Raw genomic sequence first — 19,078 nt, forward strand, 5'->3', positions numbered from 1 at the left:
ACCACAATCAACACAAAACCCTGTGGGAGCGTGGCTTGCCCGCGAAGAACGATGACGCGGTCACCAGCCATGCACAAAAAACCCGGCACACCGGCCGGGTTCTGTTCAGCGCCTGTCATCGGACAGCGGTGTGGGCTCATCCGCCGGAGGCACGTCCTCCTCCGCGGCGGGGTCCATCCAGTCTTCAGGACGATCAGGCTCTGCGCCGGCCGGGTCCCGACTCGGGTCCATGCCAGGTGGAGCATCGTGATCCATTGAGTTAGCCATGACGCACCTCATTGATGAGGTCCAGCAAATCTGGGCCGTACTCGTTGGAAACAGGCGCGTAAACGGCGTGCTATCGAGCAGACCAATGGTCAATCGCGATCCGCCAAAAACCGGTCCCGACTGTTGGTCAGGTGCAGCCACATGGCTGCCCGCGCCGCGTCCGCATCCTGGCGTTTGATGGCGTTGAGAATCGCCTCGTGCTCAAGGTTGGCGAGCATGCCCAGCTTGCTCAAATCCGCCGCACCGCGCTCGGCCGCATTGACCCGGGTCCGGGGAATCATGGCGCTGCCCAAGTGCTGCATGATTTCGGTGAAGCAGACGTTGCCGGTGGCTTCCGCGATCAGCAGGTGGAAACGCTTGTCGGCTTCAACGCAGCTGTCGTTGTTGGCGAGCAGGCTTTGATAGTCGTCCAGCGCTTCGCGCATTTGCACCAGTTGCTGATCGGTGCGGCGCGTGGCCGCCAACGCGGCAGCCTGGGTCTCGAGGCCCATGCGCAATTCCAGAATGCTGCGCACCCCCAGCGCCGTATCGACATTCAGTCGCAGCCCCTGCTCCGGTACGCGCTCGATCACGAACGTGCCGATGCCGTGCCGGGTTTCCACCAGGCCGGACGCCTGCAGTTTCGAGATCGCCTCGCGCACCACGGTGCGACTGACCCCGTGCTCCTGAACAATGGTGTTCTCTGAGGGCAGCTTGTCCCCCGGCAACATTTGGCCGAGCAGAATGCTCTGGGTCAGTTTGGCGACCAGGTCGTGGGCCAGGTTGTGAGTGCGCTTGCGGGCAGGCGCGTCGAGGTCTTCTTGCATGGCGGTCATCCGTAGGCAGAGCTGACGGAATCGTAGCACCGCGATCAGGTGAAATCCCCAACAAACGCCAATCAACTTGTATGACAACACTCAACAATTACGAAAAATTCAACATAAAAAGCCCGGCACCCAATCACCCCAAATCCAATAATTTTCAAAATAATCGCCATTTCACTGGGCAATACCGCTTGCAGAACAAAAAAACGCAGTTGTATGATGTCTAGCAACAAAGCAGCACCAGCAACACCCCGCATAAAAATAATCAGTGGGAGAAAACCAAGTGAATACATCCATCTCCGGGATGCACGACGGCGCCGATTCGGTCCTGAAGTCCGCCATCTCGAAAGTGAAACGCCACGTTCTGCCGCTGTTCGTCATCATGTTCATCGTCAACTACATTGACCGCGTGAACATCGGCTTCGTCCGCGCGCACATGGAACATGACCTGGGCATCGGCGCTGCCGCCTACGGCCTCGGCGCCGGTCTGTTCTTCATCGGTTACGCGCTGTTCGAAGTCCCCTCCAACATCCTCCTGCAAAAAGTCGGCGCACGAATCTGGCTGACCCGCATCATGCTGACCTGGGGCCTGGTGGCCGCTTGCATGGCCTTCATCCAGAACGAAACCCACTTCTATATCCTGCGATTCCTGCTGGGCGTCGCAGAAGCCGGGTTCTTCCCGGGGGTGATTTACTACTTCACTCGCTGGCTGCCAGGCGTCGAGCGCGGCAAGGCCATTGCGATTTTCCTCAGCGGTTCTGCCATTGCTTCACTGATCTCCGGCCCATTGTCCGGGCTGCTCCTGCAAATCAGCGGTTTCGGCATGCACGGCTGGCAATGGATGTACTTCATCGAAGGCATGTTCTCGGTCGGGCTGTGTGTATTCGTCTGGTTCTGGCTGGACTCCAAACCCCACGACGCCAAATGGCTCAGCCGCGAAGAGCAGGACGCGCTGGTCAAAGCCATCGACGACGAACAACTGGCCCGCGAAGCCGCGACGCCGATCAAACCGTCCCTGGGCAAGCTGCTCAAGGATCGCCAGATCATCCTGTTCTGCCTGATCTACTTCTTCATTCAGCTGACCATCTACGCCGCGACCTTCTGGCTGCCGAGCATCATCAAGAAGATGGGCGACCTCAGCGATATCCAGGTCGGGCTGTTCAACTCGATTCCGTGGTTGCTGTCGATCGTCGGCATGTACGCCTTCGCTTCGTTGTCAGCGAAATGGAAACACCAGCAAGCCTGGGTGGCCGCTGCCCTGCTGATCGCGGCGGCCGGGATGTTCATGTCCACCACTGGCGGGCCGATCTTTGCCTTCGTTGCGATCTGCTTCGCAGCGCTGGGTTTCAAATCGGCGTCGTCACTGTTCTGGCCGATTCCCCAGGCGTACCTCGATGCACGGATCGCCGCGGGCGTCATCGCGCTGATCAACTCGGTGGGCAACCTGGGCGGTTTCGTCGCACCGACCACGTTCGGCCTGCTCGAAGAACACACCGGTTCGATCCAGGGCGGGCTGTATGGCCTGGCCGCCACGTCGATCATTGCCGCGATCATCGTCTTCGCCGCACGCAACACACCGAAAACCGCACCTGCCGTTGCCGTGGGCGAACCAGCGACCCACCGCGCCTGAACATAGCGTTGTAAGGACAAGAAAATGAACCCACAAGAAACCGCAAAAGCCCCGATCATCACCAGCATGCAAGTGGTTCCGGTGGCCGGTCACGACGGCATGCTGCTCAATCTGAGCGGCGCCCACGGCCCGTTTTTCACCCGTAATATCGTGATCCTCAAGGACAACGCCGGCCACACCGGCGTCGGCGAAGTGCCCGGTGGCGAGCGTATTCGCCAGACGCTGGAAGATGCGCGCAGCCTGGTGGTCGGCAGCCCGATCGGCACGTATCAGAAGATCCTCAACCAGGTGCGCCAGACCTTCGCCGACCGCGATGCCGGCGGCCGCGGTCTGCAGACGTTCGACCTGCGCATCACCATCCACGCCGTCACCGGCCTGGAAGCGGCGTTGCTCGACTTGCTCGGTCAGCATCTGGACGTGCCGGTCGCCGCCCTGCTCGGCGAAGGCCAGCAGCGCGATGAAGTGAAGATGCTCGGTTACCTGTTTTATGTCGGTGATCGCCACCAGACTGATCTGGCTTATCGCAACGAACCGGACGCCGACAACGACTGGTTCCGCGTACGTCACGAAAAAGCCATGACCGCCGACGCCGTGGTTCGCCTGGCGGAAGCTGCCCACGCCCGTTACGGTTTCAAGGATTTCAAACTCAAGGGCGGCGTGCTAAGTGGCGATGAAGAAATCGAAGCGGTCACCGCGCTGGCCGAACGCTTCCCCGAGGCGCGCATCACCCTCGATCCGAATGGCGCCTGGTCGCTGAAAGAAGCCATTCGTTTGTGCCGGGATCAGCATCACGTCCTGGCCTACGCCGAAGACCCGTGCGGTGCGGAAAACGGTTACTCGGGCCGCGAAGTCATGGCTGAATTCCGTCGCGCCACCGGCCTGAAAACCGCGACCAACATGATCGCCACCGACTGGCGGGAAATGGGCCACGCGATCCAGTTGCAATCAGTGGACATTCCCCTGGCCGACCCGCACTTCTGGACCATGCAGGGCTCGGTTCGCGTGGCGCAGATGTGCCATGAATGGGGCCTGACCTGGGGCTCGCACTCCAACAACCACTTCGATATTTCCCTGGCGATGTTCACCCACGTCGCGGCCGCCGCACCGGGCGACATCACCGCCATCGACACCCACTGGATCTGGCAGGACGGCCAGCGCCTGACCAAAGCCCCGCTGCAAATCGTCGACGGTTGCGTGCAGGTGCCGAAGAAACCGGGACTCGGGGTTGAGCTGGACATGGACCAGTTGGCCAAGGCCCATGAACTGTACAAAGGCATGGGGCTTGGCGCGCGGGACGACAGCGTGGCGATGCAGTTTCTGATTCCGGGGTGGACGTTTGATAACAAGCGGCCGTGTCTGGTGCGCTGATCAACCAAGGAACACCGCAGTTCCCCCCTGTGGGAGCGGGCTTGCTCGCGAAAGCGGTCTGTCAGTCACATCAATGCAAGATGTGCCGCCGCCTTCGCGAGCAAGCCCGCTCCCACAGGGTTTTGCGGTGCTCACCCGTTTTGCTGTGCCACTTGTAATAGCCAGCTCTTGAATGTCGACATAGCAGGAGTCTCGGCCCGCGACTGTAAGCGGGTCAGCCAATAGCTGCCGGTGGTGATGCCAATGGCGAACGGTTGCTCTATGGAACCCGTCGCCAGTTGCCGGGCGAACATCAGCGGTGGCGCCAATGCCACGCCCATTCCTTGCAGTGCCGCCTCCATCATCGCCAGCGAGGAATCGAAGACGATGCTCCGGGGTGGCGCGGCATGGGCAGCAAGGCCGGTGGCCTGAAACCATTCGGGCCACTCATCGGTGCGATAGGAGCGCAGCAGTGTCTGCTGCAACAGATCGTCCGGCGTGCGCAATTGCAGGGCAATCCCGGGCACGCACAACACCGACAACGGCGCCTCGATCAAGCGCACCGCCTCAATCCCGTGCCACGCCCCCGCGCCAAAGCGAATCGCGTAATCCAGCCCTTCCGCCGCCACGTCCACCCGATTGTTGTGGGTCGATAGGCGCAAATCTATGAACGGATGTTTCGTCTGGAAGTCGGCCAACCGCGGCAACAACCAGCCCACCGCAAACGTTCCCACCGCACCCACCGTCAGCACTTCACGAAAATGCCCGCCCTCGAAACGCTCGAGGGTTTCGGCGATGCGGTCGAAGGACTCGCGCAGCACCGGCAACAACGTCTCCCCTTCACTGGTCAGCATCAGGCCGCGGGGCAAGCGTTTGAACAGCGTGACGTTAAGCTGGGCTTCCAGGCTTTTGACCTGATGACTCACCGCAGCCTGCGTCACGCACAATTCCACCGCCGCCCGTGTGAAACTCAAGTGGCGTGCAGAAGCTTCGAAAGCGCGCAGTGCGTTGAGCGGTAATTGCGGCCGGATCATGCCAACCCCCTAATTTTTCTAATGCCTCATCCGAAATAACGTCGTTTGTCGATGGCCGGCAAAGTGACTAGATTTGGCACCCTCATCGGCGCCCGATGTGCAAACCGCTCGGAGTGTAGCGGGTACACCTCTCAAAAACTCATGGACAGCAGATTGATCATGCACAACTTCAGACTCAGCAAGGCTTTGTCCTGCAGCGCTTTCGGACTGTTTCTCGGCGCCGGTTACTGCGTCGCCGGAACTCCCACGGACCCGCAGATCGAAGCGGCGGTCAAAGACGCCGTCGTTCCGGTCATGCAGCAACAGAACATTGCGGGCATGGCGATCGCCATCACCGTCAACGGCAAGCCACATTACTTTAACTACGGCGTGGCCTCGAAGGAAACCGGCACGGCTATCACCGAAGACACGCTGTTCGAGATCGGATCGGTGAGCAAAACCTTCACCGCCACCCTCGCCGCCTACGCCCAGGCCAGCGGCAAACTGTCCCTGTCCGACAAGGCCAGCCACATCCTGCCGGCGTTGCGCGGCAGTGCGTTCGATAACATCAGCGTGCTGCAACTGGGCACGTACACCGCCGGTGGCCTGCCGCTGCAATTCCCGAGCAATGCCGATGCGCCGGACAAGATGCTCGGTTATTTCAAACAGTGGAAACCGGTCTACGCCGCTGGCAGCCATCGGCAGTATTCGAACCCGAGCCTGGGGTTGTTCGGTTATCTCGCGGCCAAGAGCATGGGGCAGCCGTTTGACGAGTTGATGGAAAAAACCTTGCTGCCGAAACTCGGGTTGCAGCACACCTTCCTGAAGGTGCCGCCCACACAAATGGCGCTTTACGCTCAGGGCTACACCAAGGATGACAAGCCTGTGCGGGTTGAACCGGGCGCACTGGATTCGCAGGCGTATGGCGTGAAAACCAGCGCCTCGGACCTGCTTCGATACGTCGAAGCGAACATGAAGCCGTCCGGCCTTGAAGCGCCGATGCAGCAGGCCATCGCCGCGACGCATACCGGCTACTACACGGTGGGCGACATGACTCAGGGCCTGGGCTGGGAGCGTTACACCTACCCGATCACCCTCGACAAACTGCTCGCCGGCAACTCGTCGCAGATGGCGATGGAAGCGCACAAAGTCCAGTGGTTGAACCCGCCGCAACCTCAACCGGCCAATGCACTGTTCAACAAAACCGGCTCAACCGGCGGCTTCGGCGCTTACGTGGCTTATGTGCCGTCGAAGGACATTGGCATCGTGATCCTGGCCAACAAAAACTACCCGAACCCGGAGCGGATCAAAATCGCCCACTCGATACTGAGCACACTCAGCCAATAACACCCCGGAACAGATGGAAAAAAAATGGGCGACCCCTTGAGGTCGCCCATTTTCGTTAGCGCATCGTTATTGACGAGAATGGACCAATATGTCCAATATGGACAAATACATCCACAACACTCACTGACGCCACACCCACCTTTGTGAAACGGGAGATCGACAATGAAAAAAACAATGAGCCTCGGCTTTGCATTGGCAATGTGTGTCACGAGTGCTCTGGCGGAGAATGCGCCACTGCGCATCGGCATCGAAGCTGCCTATCCGCCGTTCGCCTTCAAGACCTCCGACGGCAGCATCGGCGGGTTTGACTACGAGATCGGCAATGCCTTGTGCGCGCAGATGCAAACCAAGTGTGTCTGGGTCGAACAGGAGTTCGACGGCCTGATCCCTTCGCTGAAAGTGCGCAAAATCGATGCGGTGATTTCCTCGATGCTGATCACCGAAGAACGCAAGCGCTCGGTCACCTTCACCGACAAATACTATTCAAGCCCGGCGCGGCTGGTGATGAAGGCCGGTTCGCAGGTCGATGACGATTTCAGCCAGCTTAAGGGCAAGCGTATCGGCGTACAGCGCGGCACGTCTCAGGATCGCTACGCCACCGACAAGCTGCAACCGTTGGGCACCGAGATTGTCCGTTACGGCTCGCAATCGGAAATCTACCTGGACATGCAGTCCGACCGTCTCGACGGCACCATCGCCAATGCCGCGCCGCTGCAAGAGGGTTTCCTGAAGACGCCGCAAGGCCAGGGCTTCGCCTTCGTCGGGCCGGAGCTGCGCAACAAGGAATATTTTGGCGAAGGCACCGGGATTGCGGTGAGCAAGGGCAACACCGAGCTGGCGCAGCGTTTCAACACAGCCATCAAAGCCCTGCGCGCCGACGGTACTTACCAGCAGGTCGAGAAGAAATACTTCGACTACAACATTTATGGCGATTGAATCGCGGTTCGCTGGAGCATTCTGAATGACAGTCATCGACACCCTGATCCGTCACGCCACGCTCATCGATGGAACCGGCACACTGCCCTTTGTCGGGGATGTCGCGGTGGTTGACGGCAGGATTCACGCGATCGGTCATTTCCCCGACCTCGATGCCCGGAACGTGATCGATGCACGGGGCAAAATCCTCAGTCCGGGCTTCATCGACGTGCACACCCATGATGATCTGGCCCTGCTCAAGCAACCGGCCATGCTGCCGAAAATCTGCCAGGGCGTGACCACGGTGATTGTCGGGAACTGCGGCATCAGCGCGGCCGGGGTGCGCCTTCGTGGCGAGCCGCCGGACCCGATGAACCTCCTCGGCGAGGCCGCCGATTTCAAGCACCCAAGCTTCGCTGACTATGCGGCCGCGATCGAGGCGGCCCGGCCGGCGGTGAACGTCGCAGCGCTGGTCGGCCATACCGCGCTGCGCGCCAACCACATGGAGCAATTCGATCGTGCGGCGACGCCCCACGAACTCGCAGCCATGCGCGAAGACCTCAAGGCGGCGCTGGAACAAGGCGCGTTGGGGCTGAGCACCGGGCTGGCCTACCGCAATGCCCTGCAAGCCCCCACCAGCGAAGTCGATTTCCTGGCAGCCACCTTGCAGGAGGCAGACGCAATCTATGTGAGCCATATCCGCTCCGAAGATGACGAAATCATCGAGGCCATCGACGAGGCCCTCGACATTGGTCGCGATGCCGGCGTGCCGGTGATCATTTCCCACCTCAAATGCGCCGGACGCGGAAACTGGGGGCGCAGCGCGGCGATCATCGGAAAAATCGAATCCGCACGCCGCCAGCATCCAGTGGGTTGCGATTGCTATCCCTACGCCGCCAGCTCGACCACCATCGACCCGCGCATCGTCGACGAAAGCTTCCGGATCCAGATCACCTGGTCGACACCGCACCCCGAGATGGCCGGCAAAGACCTCAAGGACATCGCCGCTCTCTGGGGCATTTCACAGGTCGACGCTGCGCAACGACTGGAACCGGGCGGTGCGATTTACCACGAGATGGATGAGGCCGATGTGTCGCGCATCCTGGCTTATCCCCACACCATGATCGGCTCCGATGGCTTGCCCAACGACCCGCGCCCGCACCCCAGACTGTGGGGCACGTTTCCTCGGGTACTGGGGCATTACAGCCGCGATCAGGGACTGTTCCCGCTGCAAGAAGCAGTGCGCAAAATGACCGGACTGCCGGCTGAACGATTTGGCCTGCGCGATCGCGGTCGGCTCGAGGTGGGTGCCTGGGCCGACCTCGTCTTGTTCGATGCGGTCGACATTCGTGACTGCGCCACGTTTGAGCAACCGACGCTGCAACCTCAGGGCATCGAGGTCGTGTGGGTCAACGGTGCGTTGTCTTACAGCCAGGGCCAGAGCACCGACGCGCGGAGCGGGCAGTTTATTCGCCGCTGACCCGGATGCTTGTTTGCTCCTGCCGGGAGCAGCGGTCAAAACAAAATGGGCGACCTGTCGAGGTCGCCCATTTTCGTTAGCGCGTGTCCGTTGACGTATTCAATCGTCAGGCATTTCCGGCGGCTTGGCGGGCTTCGCCGGTTTGCCCGGTTTCGTCCCCTTGACGGCCTTGGCCGGTTCGGCTTCAGTCACCGGCGGTGGCGTGGGCACCGAGGCTTCTTTCTCGGTCGGCGGTAGTTGGTCGACGGTACTGAAGATCGTCTTCAGATCAACCGCATCCGATTGCTCGAGTTTCTTTTCGCCGTCCTTGCCAACCAGAATCACCTTGGTCTTCGCGCCAGCGCCCAACTTGAGCGAGCGGATCAGTGCTGCCGTGTCTTGTGGTCCCAGGTCTTTGCCTTCGCGCTGGCCCATCAGATTGAGCACGGTGTACAGAACCATATTGCGGTCGGTGAATTCCTTGCGATTGGCCGGCTCATCCAGCGACTTTTTCAGGCTGACCCACGTCGGATCGACCGTGCTCGGGGCGATGACAATCAGCGGCCGGGACCGACCCTTGTCCATGTCCAGCGGTGAGTCGCCATCGGCGGCGAGCAAGGGGCCAGCAATCGCCAGCAGGGTTGTCAGGGTCAATGACCTGATGAGCATGCGCATCTCCTTTTGATATCCACGCTCTAATGATTGCGCATCGCGGCGTTCGTTCCGGGTGACGCACCGCAATTGTGTCTCGCCTTGACCCAAGCTTAGGTCAGGGCGGTCATTGCGCAACAGGCTGGACTAATCTCATAGCTCATACACACACCGCCTGATCCGCCGTGAGGACCTGACCGTGAGCGCTCAGTTGAACCACACCATTGTCTGGTGTCGCGACAAGCAGACATCGGCCCACTACCTGGCAGACCTCCTCGGCCTGCCCGCCCCCGAACCCTTCGGGCCGATGTTGATCGTCAGGTTCGACAACGGCGTGTCGCTGGATTACTACGACAATGACCCGCCGATAGCCTCACAGCATTATGCGTTCCTGATCGGCGACGACGATTTCGATGCGGCCTTCGCGCGCCTGCAAGCCAGAAAGCAGCCGTGGTGGGCCGACCCTGGCAAGCAGCGCCCCGAAGAGATCAATGACCATGCGGGAGGGCGGCGCGTGTATTTCGATGACCCGGACGGGCATCTACTGGAGATGTTCACCCGTGAATGACTGAGGCCCGGGCAAACATCAGAACGCCAGTTTGTAGCCGATCAGCACCAGCATCGTGGCCAGGCATGGGCGCAACACTTCATCGGAGATACGGCCCGTCAGGTGACTGCCCAGGTAAATGCCCGGCAGCGAACCGATCAGCAAGAAGCCCAATACATGCCAGTCCATGTTGCCCATGCTGGCATGGCCCAGACCGGCGACCAGGGTCAGCGGCACGGCGTGGGCGATTTCCGTGCCGACCAGCCGACGGGTCGGCAGCAGCGGATAGAGGATGAACAACGCCACGGTCCCCAGCGCACCTGCGCCGATGGAGGTCAGGGCCACCATCGTGCCGAGGACAAGGCCGGTGATCACGGTCAGCACATTCAAGCGCTGGCCGCTGGGGTTGTACTCGCCGCCCGCTCGTTTGTGGGCAAAGTCGAGCAGGCGTTTCTTGAAGAAAATCGCCAGTGCCGTGGCAAACAGCACAAAACCCAGTGCCTGTTTGATGACGGCGTTCATCGCGTCCGGGGAGGTTTGCAGACTGCTGAGGAACCACAGCGTCAGCGCCACCGCCGGCACACTGCCGAGGGTCAGCCAGCCGGTAATCGCCCAGTCGATGTTCTTATTCTTGCGATGCACCAGCACACCGCTCGATTTGGTGATCGCCGCGTACAGCAGGTCCGTCCCGACCGCCGTGGCCGGATTGATCCCGAACCACAGCAGGATCGGCGTCATCAGCGAGCCGCCGCCCACGCCGGTCATGCCGACGATGAACCCCACCACCAAACCTGCAACCACCAACCCGAAGTTAACGAAATCCATTAACACGCCCACTGAAAACGCATGAAAAATCTGGCCCGCAGCATAGCGATTTTTCTTATAACCACTTATATCGATGAGGTCTATCGTTATGCCCGCACACATAATCTCTGTGGGACTGAGCTTTTGTGGCGAGGGGATTCAGCGAAACGTCGCACCGCCCCGTTGGGCTGCGAAGCAGTCGTAAACCGAACAATTCAATTTTGACTGAATGGACGTAGGGGGCCGCTTCGCAGCCCAACGGGGATAAATCCCCTCGCCACAAAGGCCTGCGCAATAGGGGTTATTGCACGGGCAGGAAATTGAGAAACAGCAGACTCTGCGCGTAGTTCAGGCCGATCCGCCGGTAGCGCTCATCCAGCATCTGGGTCAGCAGGTCCAGGCGCGCGACGATCTTGCCGAACTCCACGGCGAAACTCAGGTTGCTGCCCTCCTCCGAGATTTCGTTGGAAAACAGCAAGGGTTCACCGTTTTTGTTTTGCCGCTGGCTGAGGATCCACGTGGCTTTCTCGATGTTGCGCGCGGCGTTGTTGACGAAGGTCGGGTTGATCGCATCGGTCATGTAGAACTCCAGCCGGTTGCCGTGAGCGGTGACCAGCATGCTGCCGATGGCATAGATAAAGGCCCCGACCCGATCGCCGAGGAATTCCGGACTCATGGCGTAGCTCAGCGCCGCCAGATCCTTCTTGCCCCCCAGCGTCGGCAGCGGTTGTTGCTGCTCGATGGCCATGCGCACCTGTTTGCCGGCGGTGCGGGCGTCGAGGAATCCGGATTTTTTCAGCTCCTGCGGATTGCGCAGGTAAAGCTTGCTCATGAGCAGGTAGAGGCTGTCGAGGTTGTCGCGCATCGCCAGGGTGGCCATGCGGTCGACGCTGGTCTGGAGGAATTCCTGAGGCCGGCCTTCGCGAAACTGGCTGACAATGTCTCGGCCTTGTTGCTGGCTGCAGCCGGTCGTAAACAGCATCGACAGGACGGCGAGCAGCAGGCAATGGCGGCGGACGTGCACAGCGGTGAGGGGTAAAACTCGGGCCATGGGGGCTTGGACTTGGCATGGGCCCGCGGTGGGGATCGCCGCGGGCTGACCAAGGATAGAGCCGTGGATTACAAAAAAGTGCAGTGCCTACAGCCCACAAACACAAGCGATCATTTAATTAGTCAGACTTTATTCTGGTGATATCGCAAATACCAACTATAAATCCTCCCTTATCGATTTATTGATCGATAACTAGTATGACTACTTCACAAAAAACAAAAACAGGAAGGTCAACCATGCTTCTATCCCGATACCCACTTTGCGGCCTCGCCATGTCCCTGATGCTCGCCACCCTCACCTCCCAGGCCGCCGGCCTGTCCAGCGAACACAAAGCGTTCGGCAAAACCAATGACGGTACGCCCGTCGAGCAATATGTGCTGCGCAACAGCCACGGCATGCAAGCCACTGTCATCACCTACGGCGCGACGCTGCAGGCGCTCGAAGTGGCGGATAAAAACGGCAAGTTCGAGGACGTGGTGCTCGGTTTCGACGACGTACAGGGTTATCAGAGCGGTACGGCCTACTTTGGCGCAACCATCGGCCGCTTCGGCAATCGCCTGGCCAAGGGCGCGTTCGAACTCGACGGCAAGCGCTTTCAGGTGCCGCTCAATGACGGCCCGAATTCGCTGCACGGCGGCCCGCTGGGTTTTGACAAAAAAGTGTGGAAAGCCGAACCGGCCAAAAGCAAGGACTCGGTTGGCGTGACCCTGACGTACCTGTCGGCGGACGGCGAGATGGGTTTCACCGGCAACCTGAAAACCGAGGTCACTTACAGCCTCAATGACAAAAACGAGCTGCGCATCGAGTACAAGGCGTCCACCGATAAACCGACGGTGTTGAACCTGACCAACCACAGCTACTTCAACCTGGCCGGCGCGGGCAATGGCGACGTGTTGCAACAAGTCGCGACGCTGCATGCGAGCCATTACACGCCGGTCAACGGGACGTTGATCCCTACCGGCGAAATAGCGCCGGTGGCCAGCACTCCGATGGACTTCACCCACCCCACTGCAATCGGCAAAAACATTAAGGCTGATCATCCGCAGTTGAAATTCGCTGAACCGAAACACGGCGGCTTCGATTTCAACTGGGTGCTGGACGCCGAGGGTGACCAGGGCAAACTTGCCGCCGACGTCAGCGATCCGCAGTCCGGGCGCCGTTTGCAGCTCTACACCACTGAGCCTGGTGTGCAGTTCTATACCAGCAACTTTCTCGACGGCTCGGTCAAGGGCAAGGCTGGCAAGACGTATGCGCACTGGAGTGCGTTTACCCTGGAGACCCAGCATTATCCGGATGCGCCGAATCAGCCGAACTTCCCCTCTACGCGGCTGGATCCAGGCAAGACGTATACCCAGAGCACCGTGTTGAAATTTTCTGCTCATTGACGCCGATCAACTGCAGGAGCTGGCTTGCCGACGATGGCGTCCGTTCAGTCAATAAACAGGTTGACTGAACCACCGCCATCGCCGACAAGCCGACTTCTACAGGGGAAATGCGTACGTGTCCGAAATGGGTGGACTGCGGCAGAAGAGCCGGCCGGCAGGCCGCCTCCCGATGCTTTGGCGATGCCACCCCCTCGAACACCTCGGCAATCAACGGAACCCATGGGCTATTCTGCTGCCAACCTAAGTATCCATCGAATACACAGGAGGTTTGCATGCGGACCCTGGAACTGGCCGGCATCAACGTACCCGTTATTGGCCAAGGCACCTGGCGCATGGGTGAAGATCCCGCTCAATACCGCGAAGAAGTCGCCGCGCTGCGCCTGGGCATCGAGTTGGGCATGACCCTGATCGACACCGCTGAAATGTATGGCGAAGGTGGCGCCGAAGAGGTGGTGGGCGAAGCGATCGCCGGCCTGCGCGACCAGGTGTTTCTCGTCAGCAAGGTCTATCCGCACAACGCCAGCCGCAAAGGCATTCCCCTGGCTTGCGAGCGCAGCCTGCGCCGCTTGAACACCGACTACATCGACTTGTACCTGTTGCACTGGCGCGGCCAGTATCCGCTTGAAGAAACCGTCGACGCCTTCGAACGCCTGCGCGAAGACGGCAAGATCGGCCGTTGGGGCGTGTCCAATTTTGATGTGGATGACCTGCAGGAACTGGCCTCCCCGGCCTGTGCCACCAATCAAGTGCTCTACAACCTTGAAGAACGCGGCATAGAATTCGATTTACTGCCGTGGTGCCAGCAGCATCGGCAGCCATTGATGGCGTACTGCCCCATCGGCCAGGGCGGGACGTTGCTGACCCACCCGACACTCAATCAGGTGGCCGCCCGCCACGCGGCGACACCGGCGCAGGTAGCGCTGGCGTGGATTCTGCGACAGGATGGTGTGATCGCCATTCCCAAAGCGGTTCGGCCTGAGCACGTGCAGCTGAATGCGCAAGCCGCGCAATTGCGGCTTGAGGCCGGGGATCTGGAGGCGCTGGACCAAGCGTTTCGCGCGCCACAACGCAAACAGCGACTGGCCATGGTCTGAGCCATCGCGGTTTTGTCAGAGGGCTTCTCATGAGAAGCACCGATCAGCTCGACGCGTTCAACCTGCAGCGCTTTATCCAGGCGCAGGACCCGGTGTTCGAGCGAGTGAAAAACGAACTCGGCACAGGACGAAAGCGCAGTCACTGGATGTGGTTCATCTTTCCGCAATTCATCGGCCTCGGCGGCAGCGAAATGTCGCAACGCTATGCCATTCACTCGAGCGAAGAGGCCTCGGCTTATCTGAAACATGCATTGCTGGGGTCCCGACTGCGAACGTGTGCGCAATTGGTGCTGAACATCCCGCAGCGCTCCGTCGCCGAGATTTTTGGCCATCCGGACGACCTTAAATTCCATTCGTCGATGACCCTGTTCGCCCAGATCGCCCCGGATGACAGCCCGTTTCAACAAGCGCTGGACCAGTACTTCCACGGAATCCCGGACGCGTGGACATTGACCCTGCTGGACTCAAAACAGGCCCAGTTGCCCCCCAATCAGGGTTGAGAAATCATCGTCCACGAACGGCAGAATCGCATCGGCCACCGGCTGCAGCTGCCGGGTAACGTAATGGTCGTAATCGATGGGCGCACTGCGGATCTCAAGCGGCTCGGGCCCGGCGACGGTGATCACGTAGCTGATCCAGCCGCCATTCTGGTATTGCCGCGGACGGCCCTGCTGGTCGTTGTAGTCATCGGCGATCCGCGCTGCGCGAACATGCGGCGGCACGTTGCGCTCGTAGTCATCCAGGGTCCGGCGCAGGCGTTTGCGATAGATCAGGCGATCATCGAACTCACCGGCCAGGGTTTTGCGCACGTACTCGCGTACATAGTCCTGATAAGGCTGGCGATGGAAGATCCGCGTGTACAACTCTTGCTGGAATTGCCGCGCCAGCAGCGACCAGTCGGTGCGCACGGTTTCCAGTCCCTTGTAGATCATCTCGTCCGTGCCGTCGTCACGGGTGACCAGCCCGGCATAACGCTTCTTGCTGCCCTCTTCGGCGCCGCGAATGGTCGGCATCAGAAAGCGTTTGTAGTGGGTTTCGAACTGCAACTCCAGGGCGCTTTCCAGCCCGTATTCCTGTTGAACATGCCCGCGCCACCACTGGTTGACGTGCTCCACCAGCGCGCGGCCGATCTGCGCGGCTTCCTGCTGACCGTGGGCGCGGCGCAACCAGACAAACGTCGAGTCGGTGTCACCGTAGATCACCGTGTGCCCCTGGGCTTCGATCAGTTGCCGGGTGCGCAGCATGATTTCGTGGCCACGCAACGTGATCGACGAGGCCAGGCGCGTATCGAAGAAGCGGCAGCCGCTGGAACCGAGTACGCCGTAGAAGGCGTTCATGATGATCTTCAGCGCCTGGGACAGCGGCGCGTTGTGTTCGCGCTTGGCGGTTTCGCGACCCTCGGCGACCCGGGCGACGATAGCCGGCAAGCAATGACGGGTTCTGGAAAAACGCGCACCGCGGAAACCCGCGACGGACTCGCTGTCGTCAGGATGCCGCAAGCCTTCGATCAACCCGACCGGGTCGATGAGGAAGGTGCGGATGATCGACGGATAGAGGCTTTTGTAGTCGAGCACCAGCACCGATTCGTACAGACCCGGCTGCGAGTCCATGACAAATCCGCCGGGGCTGGCCTGTGCCGGTTTGGTCCCGAGGTTGGGCGCGACGAAACCCTGACGATGCATCAACGGCATGTACAGGTGCGTGAACGCCGCGACCGAACCACCGCTGCGATCCGCCGGTAATCCGGTGACACTGGCCCGTTCGAGCAGGAACGTGAGCAATTGGGTCTTGGCGAAAATCCGCGTGACCAGTTCGCAGTCCTTGAGGTTGTAGGTGGCCAGGGCCGGTTTGTCCTCGGCGAACATGCGGTTGATTTCGTCCATGCGTTGGTACGGCGTGCTGATCGCCTTGCCTTCGCCGAGCAGGGTTTGCGCGACGTTTTCCAGGCTGAACGAGGGAAAGCTCCAGGTCGCCGAGCGCAGGGATTCGATGCCATCGATGATCAATCGACCTGCCGCCGAGGCGAAGTAATGGTTGCGACTGCCGTGTTCGCGCCACTGCATTTCTTCGCCGCCCCGTCCCAGTTTCAGCGGCACCGCCAACCGGCGCGCGTGTTCGTGCAGCACGCGTAAATCGAACTGCACGACGTTCCAGCCGATGATCGCGTCCGGGTCATGCCGGGCGAACCATTCGTTGAGTTTTTTCAGCAGCAGGGTTCGGGAATCGCAGTATTCGAGCTGGAAATCCACCTCGCTGTCGTCGCCGTTCGGCGGGCCGAGCATGTAGACCTGGCGCTCGCCGCAGCCTTCCAGGGCAATGGAATACAGATCGCCTTGCGCGGTGGTTTCGATGTCCAGGGACACCAGCCTGAGCATCGGTCGGTAGTCGGGGTCGGGCTTCATCTGCGCGTCGAGCAGCAGGCCGTCGGCATTCGGTGTGCCACCGAAGATCACCGGCGCGGTAATGAAGCGCTCCATCATGTAGCGCTCCGGCGGGCGCACGTCGGCCTCGAACATCTCGACGCCGGCCTTGCGCAGCACGGTTTCCAGACGCATCAGTTGCCCGTGCTGCTGGCAATACAGGCCGAGCACCGGGCGATGTTCGAAATCCTGCAGGGCCAAGGGTTTGAGCTCGACGTTTTTTTCGTCGCGCAACACCTGTTCCGCCTGCTCGCGCTGCCCGGCCGGGATGAACGCCACCGACGGTTGATGCGGCAGGCGGATACGCCGGGGACCGGCGTCGGTCGCCAGCCAGAACTCGACTTCCGTACCGGCCGGGGTATCGCGCCAATGCCGGGTCAGGACGAAGCCCCGCTGTAAATCCACCACTGCAACCTCAAATCCGATTCAGGTGGCAATTCTACGCGTCATAGCTGGGGATAGCGCTCATGAAGTAGGCGCTCCCACGCTGTCGGGGCGAGTCAGTAGGACCGCGTTATCGTTCATCGCGGGCAAGCCACGCTCCCACAGGGTTTGTGGCGAGCACAAAATTTGTGACCGCTATAAATCCTGTGGGAGCGTGGCTTGCCCGCGATGGAACATGATAGAACCTCGAGTTGAGCTACCACCCATCGCGGCCAAGCGAAGATAAGGTGACAGCCGTGTGCAGGTTGGCCGACCGGTACCCGAAACCCGGCACACCCGAAGGTGTCCCGCACACAGCCGCCATAACAGGAGCAACTGTTGCGTTTCGGAAATCCGACCGGCCAAGGTCGTTCGCGGTGTTTTCCGCGAACCCGAACTATGGAGTCGATACCGAAACGCGGCAACAAGATACGTTGCAGGAAACGCCTTGAAAAGTTGTGTGCCTCATGACGGGCATTTCCACCGTCTGCGGGGGAATGCAGTCCCGGGTCGCTCCAGTACCGATCCTCGGGCAAGCCCTGCACAGGTTTGTGGATGTTTACTGACCCGGCAGGTGAGGTTTATCGAAGAAAAACCGCTGAATGACGTTTTTTGCGCGTTATCTGCCGCTTTCTGCCTTGCCCTCAGCGCTTGCGTCTACGATTCTTCAAGAACAACGACAACACCCGAGAAGCCACCATGAAAACCGTCGCCCAACTGCTCAAGTTGAAAGATCAGAAAAATCAGGAAGTGCATCAGATCAAGCCGGATCACATGGTGCTGGAAGCGCTGATGAAGATGGCCGAGAAGAACGTCGGTGCCTTGCTGGTGGTAGAGAATGAAGAAGTGCTGGGCATCATCAGTGAACGTGATTACGCGCGCAAACTGGTGCTGCATGGCCGTTCTTCGGTGGGCACTCCGGTGCGCGACATCATGGTGTCGCCGGTGATCACCGTGGACACCCATCAAACCGTCGACACGTGCCTGGGCATCATGTCCGACAGACGCTTGCGCCACCTGCCCGTGGTGGAGAACGGCAAGTTGATCGGTTTGCTGTCGATCGGCGACCTGGTCAAGGAAGCGATCGCTGAACAGGCTGAACTGATTCGTCAGTTGGAGCAGTACATTCGCGGCGAGTAATGCGAGCCCTGTAGGAGCGAGGCTTGCCCGCGAAAGAGGTGGGTCAGGTGACACTTGTATCGACCGAAATACCGCCTTCGCGGGCAAGCCTCGCTCCTACGGGTGATCGGTGGTGTTCAGGATGGCCAATGCCGCGCAAAGACCGGTGCCAGTGTCGGGTGCCGGTCGATTCGCTCCAGCCAGGCGAAAAACCCCGGTCGGGCGCTGCGCAAATGTTCCCGGCTGCCCGCCCAGCGCGTAATCACCGCCGCCAGCACATCCAGCGCACCCGGCGACTCATCGCCCAGATACAACTCCCCGGAAAACTGATCGGCAAACACCTCCCAACTCCAGTGCAGTCGTTCGCGAGCGCCGGCCATGAGGTTGTCCCGTGAAGGTTTATCCGCGACCTGCAACCAACGCTCGGGGTAATCGATGATGCCGATCGCCGCATAACAATTGCTGACGATGTACACCAGGCCGCGAATCGCCTGATCGCGCTCGGCGGCATTTTCCGGCAGCAGTTTCGACTTGGGAAACGTGAGCCCGAGATGGATCAGGATCGCCGCACTTTCGCTGAGAATGCTGCCGTCGGGCAGCTGCAAGGTCGGAATCTGCTTGAGCGGGTTGAGTTTCTCCAGGGCGTGGGCCGCCTCCGTGGAAGCCTCGACGTCGATGAAGCGGTAAGGAATCTCGCAAAGCTCCAACGCGGCTTCGATGGCGGCGGCGCCGGAGTTCTGGTGTCCGTATAGCTGATACATATCGCACTCCTGGCGAGACGAACAGATAGTCAGTAGACGAGT

Annotated in this window: 19 protein-coding genes; 10 read left to right on the forward strand and 9 right to left on the reverse strand. The window is 60.2% G+C overall.

Features of this window, described 5'->3' with window-relative positions; all coding sequences use genetic code 11:
* Positions 1 to 105: 105 nt before the first annotated feature.
* From J2Y86_RS08495 to J2Y86_RS08505, 3 genes are all read right to left on the reverse strand, one after another.
* Positions 106 to 267, reverse strand: coding sequence for a hypothetical protein (locus J2Y86_RS08495; protein WP_253429631.1), 162 nt, complete (start codon positions 265 to 267; stop codon positions 106 to 108).
* An 89-nt stretch (positions 268 to 356) separates the two neighbouring features.
* The gene (locus tag J2Y86_RS08500; RefSeq protein ID WP_253429634.1) at positions 357 to 1,073 is read right to left on the reverse strand and encodes a FadR/GntR family transcriptional regulator; all 717 of its coding nucleotides are present in this window, start codon (positions 1,071 to 1,073) and stop codon (positions 357 to 359) included.
* A 71-nt stretch (positions 1,074 to 1,144) separates the two neighbouring features.
* On the reverse strand, positions 1,145 to 1,363 hold the full coding sequence (locus J2Y86_RS08505) for a hypothetical protein (protein ID WP_253429637.1): 219 nt from the start codon (positions 1,361 to 1,363) through the stop codon (positions 1,145 to 1,147).
* Here J2Y86_RS08505 and J2Y86_RS08510 point away from each other — a divergent pair.
* Both J2Y86_RS08510 and gudD read left to right on the forward strand, forming a co-directional pair.
* Positions 1,354 to 2,700, forward strand: a complete 1,347-nt coding sequence (locus J2Y86_RS08510) for an MFS transporter (protein WP_253429640.1) — start codon at positions 1,354 to 1,356, stop codon at positions 2,698 to 2,700. The genes J2Y86_RS08505 and J2Y86_RS08510 overlap by 10 nt on opposite strands.
* 24 nt (positions 2,701 to 2,724) lie before the next feature.
* Complete coding sequence (gene gudD, locus J2Y86_RS08515) at positions 2,725 to 4,068, forward strand: glucarate dehydratase (RefSeq protein WP_253429643.1); 1,344 nt, start codon at positions 2,725 to 2,727, stop codon at positions 4,066 to 4,068.
* A 131-nt stretch (positions 4,069 to 4,199) separates the two neighbouring features.
* On the opposite strand, the gene J2Y86_RS08520 is transcribed toward gudD, so the two are convergent.
* Positions 4,200 to 5,081 (reverse strand): LysR family transcriptional regulator, encoded by an 882-nt coding sequence (locus J2Y86_RS08520; RefSeq protein ID WP_253429646.1) that lies wholly within the window; start codon positions 5,079 to 5,081, stop codon positions 4,200 to 4,202.
* Positions 5,082 to 5,240: 159 nt separating this feature from the next.
* On the opposite strand from J2Y86_RS08520, the gene ampC reads away from it, so the two are divergent.
* The 3 genes from ampC (at position 5,241) to J2Y86_RS08535 (ending at position 8,802) form a co-directional block, all read left to right on the forward strand.
* The gene (gene ampC, locus J2Y86_RS08525) at positions 5,241 to 6,407 is read left to right on the forward strand and encodes a class C beta-lactamase (protein WP_253429648.1); all 1,167 of its coding nucleotides are present in this window, start codon (positions 5,241 to 5,243) and stop codon (positions 6,405 to 6,407) included.
* Between the two features lie 162 nt (positions 6,408 to 6,569).
* Positions 6,570 to 7,343 (forward strand): ABC transporter substrate-binding protein, encoded by a 774-nt coding sequence (locus tag J2Y86_RS08530; RefSeq protein WP_253429652.1) that lies wholly within the window; start codon positions 6,570 to 6,572, stop codon positions 7,341 to 7,343.
* A 25-nt stretch (positions 7,344 to 7,368) separates the two neighbouring features.
* A complete protein-coding gene (locus J2Y86_RS08535) occupies positions 7,369 to 8,802 on the forward strand; it encodes an N-acyl-D-amino-acid deacylase family protein (RefSeq protein WP_253429655.1) in 1,434 nt (477 codons plus the stop codon).
* Between the two features lie 99 nt (positions 8,803 to 8,901).
* On the opposite strand, the gene J2Y86_RS08540 is transcribed toward J2Y86_RS08535, so the two are convergent.
* Positions 8,902 to 9,450 (reverse strand): DUF4174 domain-containing protein, encoded by a 549-nt coding sequence (locus J2Y86_RS08540; protein WP_253429660.1) that lies wholly within the window; start codon positions 9,448 to 9,450, stop codon positions 8,902 to 8,904.
* A 181-nt stretch (positions 9,451 to 9,631) separates the two neighbouring features.
* Here J2Y86_RS08540 and J2Y86_RS08545 point away from each other — a divergent pair, with 181 nt between their 5' ends.
* Positions 9,632 to 10,000 carry a VOC family protein gene (locus J2Y86_RS08545; RefSeq protein ID WP_253429663.1) on the forward strand — a complete coding sequence of 123 codons (369 nt, stop codon included), beginning with the start codon at positions 9,632 to 9,634 and terminating at the stop codon, positions 9,998 to 10,000.
* 18 nt (positions 10,001 to 10,018) lie between these two features.
* Here J2Y86_RS08545 and J2Y86_RS08550 read toward each other — a convergent pair whose 3' ends face one another.
* Together J2Y86_RS08550 and J2Y86_RS08555 are read right to left on the reverse strand one after the other, a co-directional pair.
* The gene (locus J2Y86_RS08550) at positions 10,019 to 10,804 is read right to left on the reverse strand and encodes a sulfite exporter TauE/SafE family protein (protein ID WP_253429666.1); all 786 of its coding nucleotides are present in this window, start codon (positions 10,802 to 10,804) and stop codon (positions 10,019 to 10,021) included.
* A 280-nt stretch (positions 10,805 to 11,084) separates the two neighbouring features.
* Positions 11,085 to 11,834, reverse strand: coding sequence for a hypothetical protein (locus J2Y86_RS08555; RefSeq protein ID WP_253429670.1), 750 nt, complete (start codon positions 11,832 to 11,834; stop codon positions 11,085 to 11,087).
* A gap of 236 nt (positions 11,835 to 12,070) precedes the next feature.
* Between J2Y86_RS08555 and J2Y86_RS08560 the strand changes: the two genes are divergently transcribed.
* From J2Y86_RS08560 to J2Y86_RS08570, 3 genes are all read left to right on the forward strand, one after another.
* Positions 12,071 to 13,219 carry an aldose epimerase family protein gene (locus J2Y86_RS08560; protein WP_253429673.1) on the forward strand — a complete coding sequence of 383 codons (1,149 nt, stop codon included), beginning with the start codon at positions 12,071 to 12,073 and terminating at the stop codon, positions 13,217 to 13,219.
* 272 nt (positions 13,220 to 13,491) lie between these two features.
* Positions 13,492 to 14,313 carry an aldo/keto reductase gene (locus J2Y86_RS08565; RefSeq protein ID WP_253429677.1) on the forward strand — a complete coding sequence of 274 codons (822 nt, stop codon included), beginning with the start codon at positions 13,492 to 13,494 and terminating at the stop codon, positions 14,311 to 14,313.
* Between the two features lie 29 nt (positions 14,314 to 14,342).
* The gene (locus J2Y86_RS08570; RefSeq protein WP_253429680.1) at positions 14,343 to 14,813 is read left to right on the forward strand and encodes a DUF1810 domain-containing protein; all 471 of its coding nucleotides are present in this window, start codon (positions 14,343 to 14,345) and stop codon (positions 14,811 to 14,813) included.
* Here J2Y86_RS08570 and J2Y86_RS08575 read toward each other — a convergent pair.
* Complete coding sequence (locus J2Y86_RS08575) at positions 14,778 to 17,138, reverse strand: DNA polymerase II (RefSeq protein WP_253429683.1); 2,361 nt, start codon at positions 17,136 to 17,138, stop codon at positions 14,778 to 14,780. The two genes, J2Y86_RS08570 and J2Y86_RS08575, sit on opposite strands and share 36 nt — an antisense overlap.
* Positions 17,139 to 17,855: 717 nt before the next feature.
* Between J2Y86_RS08575 and J2Y86_RS08580 the strand changes: the two genes are divergently transcribed.
* The gene (locus J2Y86_RS08580; protein WP_034149924.1) at positions 17,856 to 18,296 is read left to right on the forward strand and encodes a CBS domain-containing protein; all 441 of its coding nucleotides are present in this window, start codon (positions 17,856 to 17,858) and stop codon (positions 18,294 to 18,296) included.
* Positions 18,297 to 18,412: 116 nt separating this feature from the next.
* On the opposite strand, the gene J2Y86_RS08585 is transcribed toward J2Y86_RS08580, so the two are convergent.
* Entirely contained in the window at positions 18,413 to 19,036 is a 624-nt protein-coding gene (locus J2Y86_RS08585; protein ID WP_253429686.1) for a glutathione S-transferase, read from the reverse strand.
* Positions 19,037 to 19,078: the final 42 nt, after the last annotated feature.

It is taken from the genome of Pseudomonas migulae (genome assembly GCF_024169315.1).
Lineage (GTDB): Bacteria > Pseudomonadota > Gammaproteobacteria > Pseudomonadales > Pseudomonadaceae > Aquipseudomonas > Aquipseudomonas migulae_B.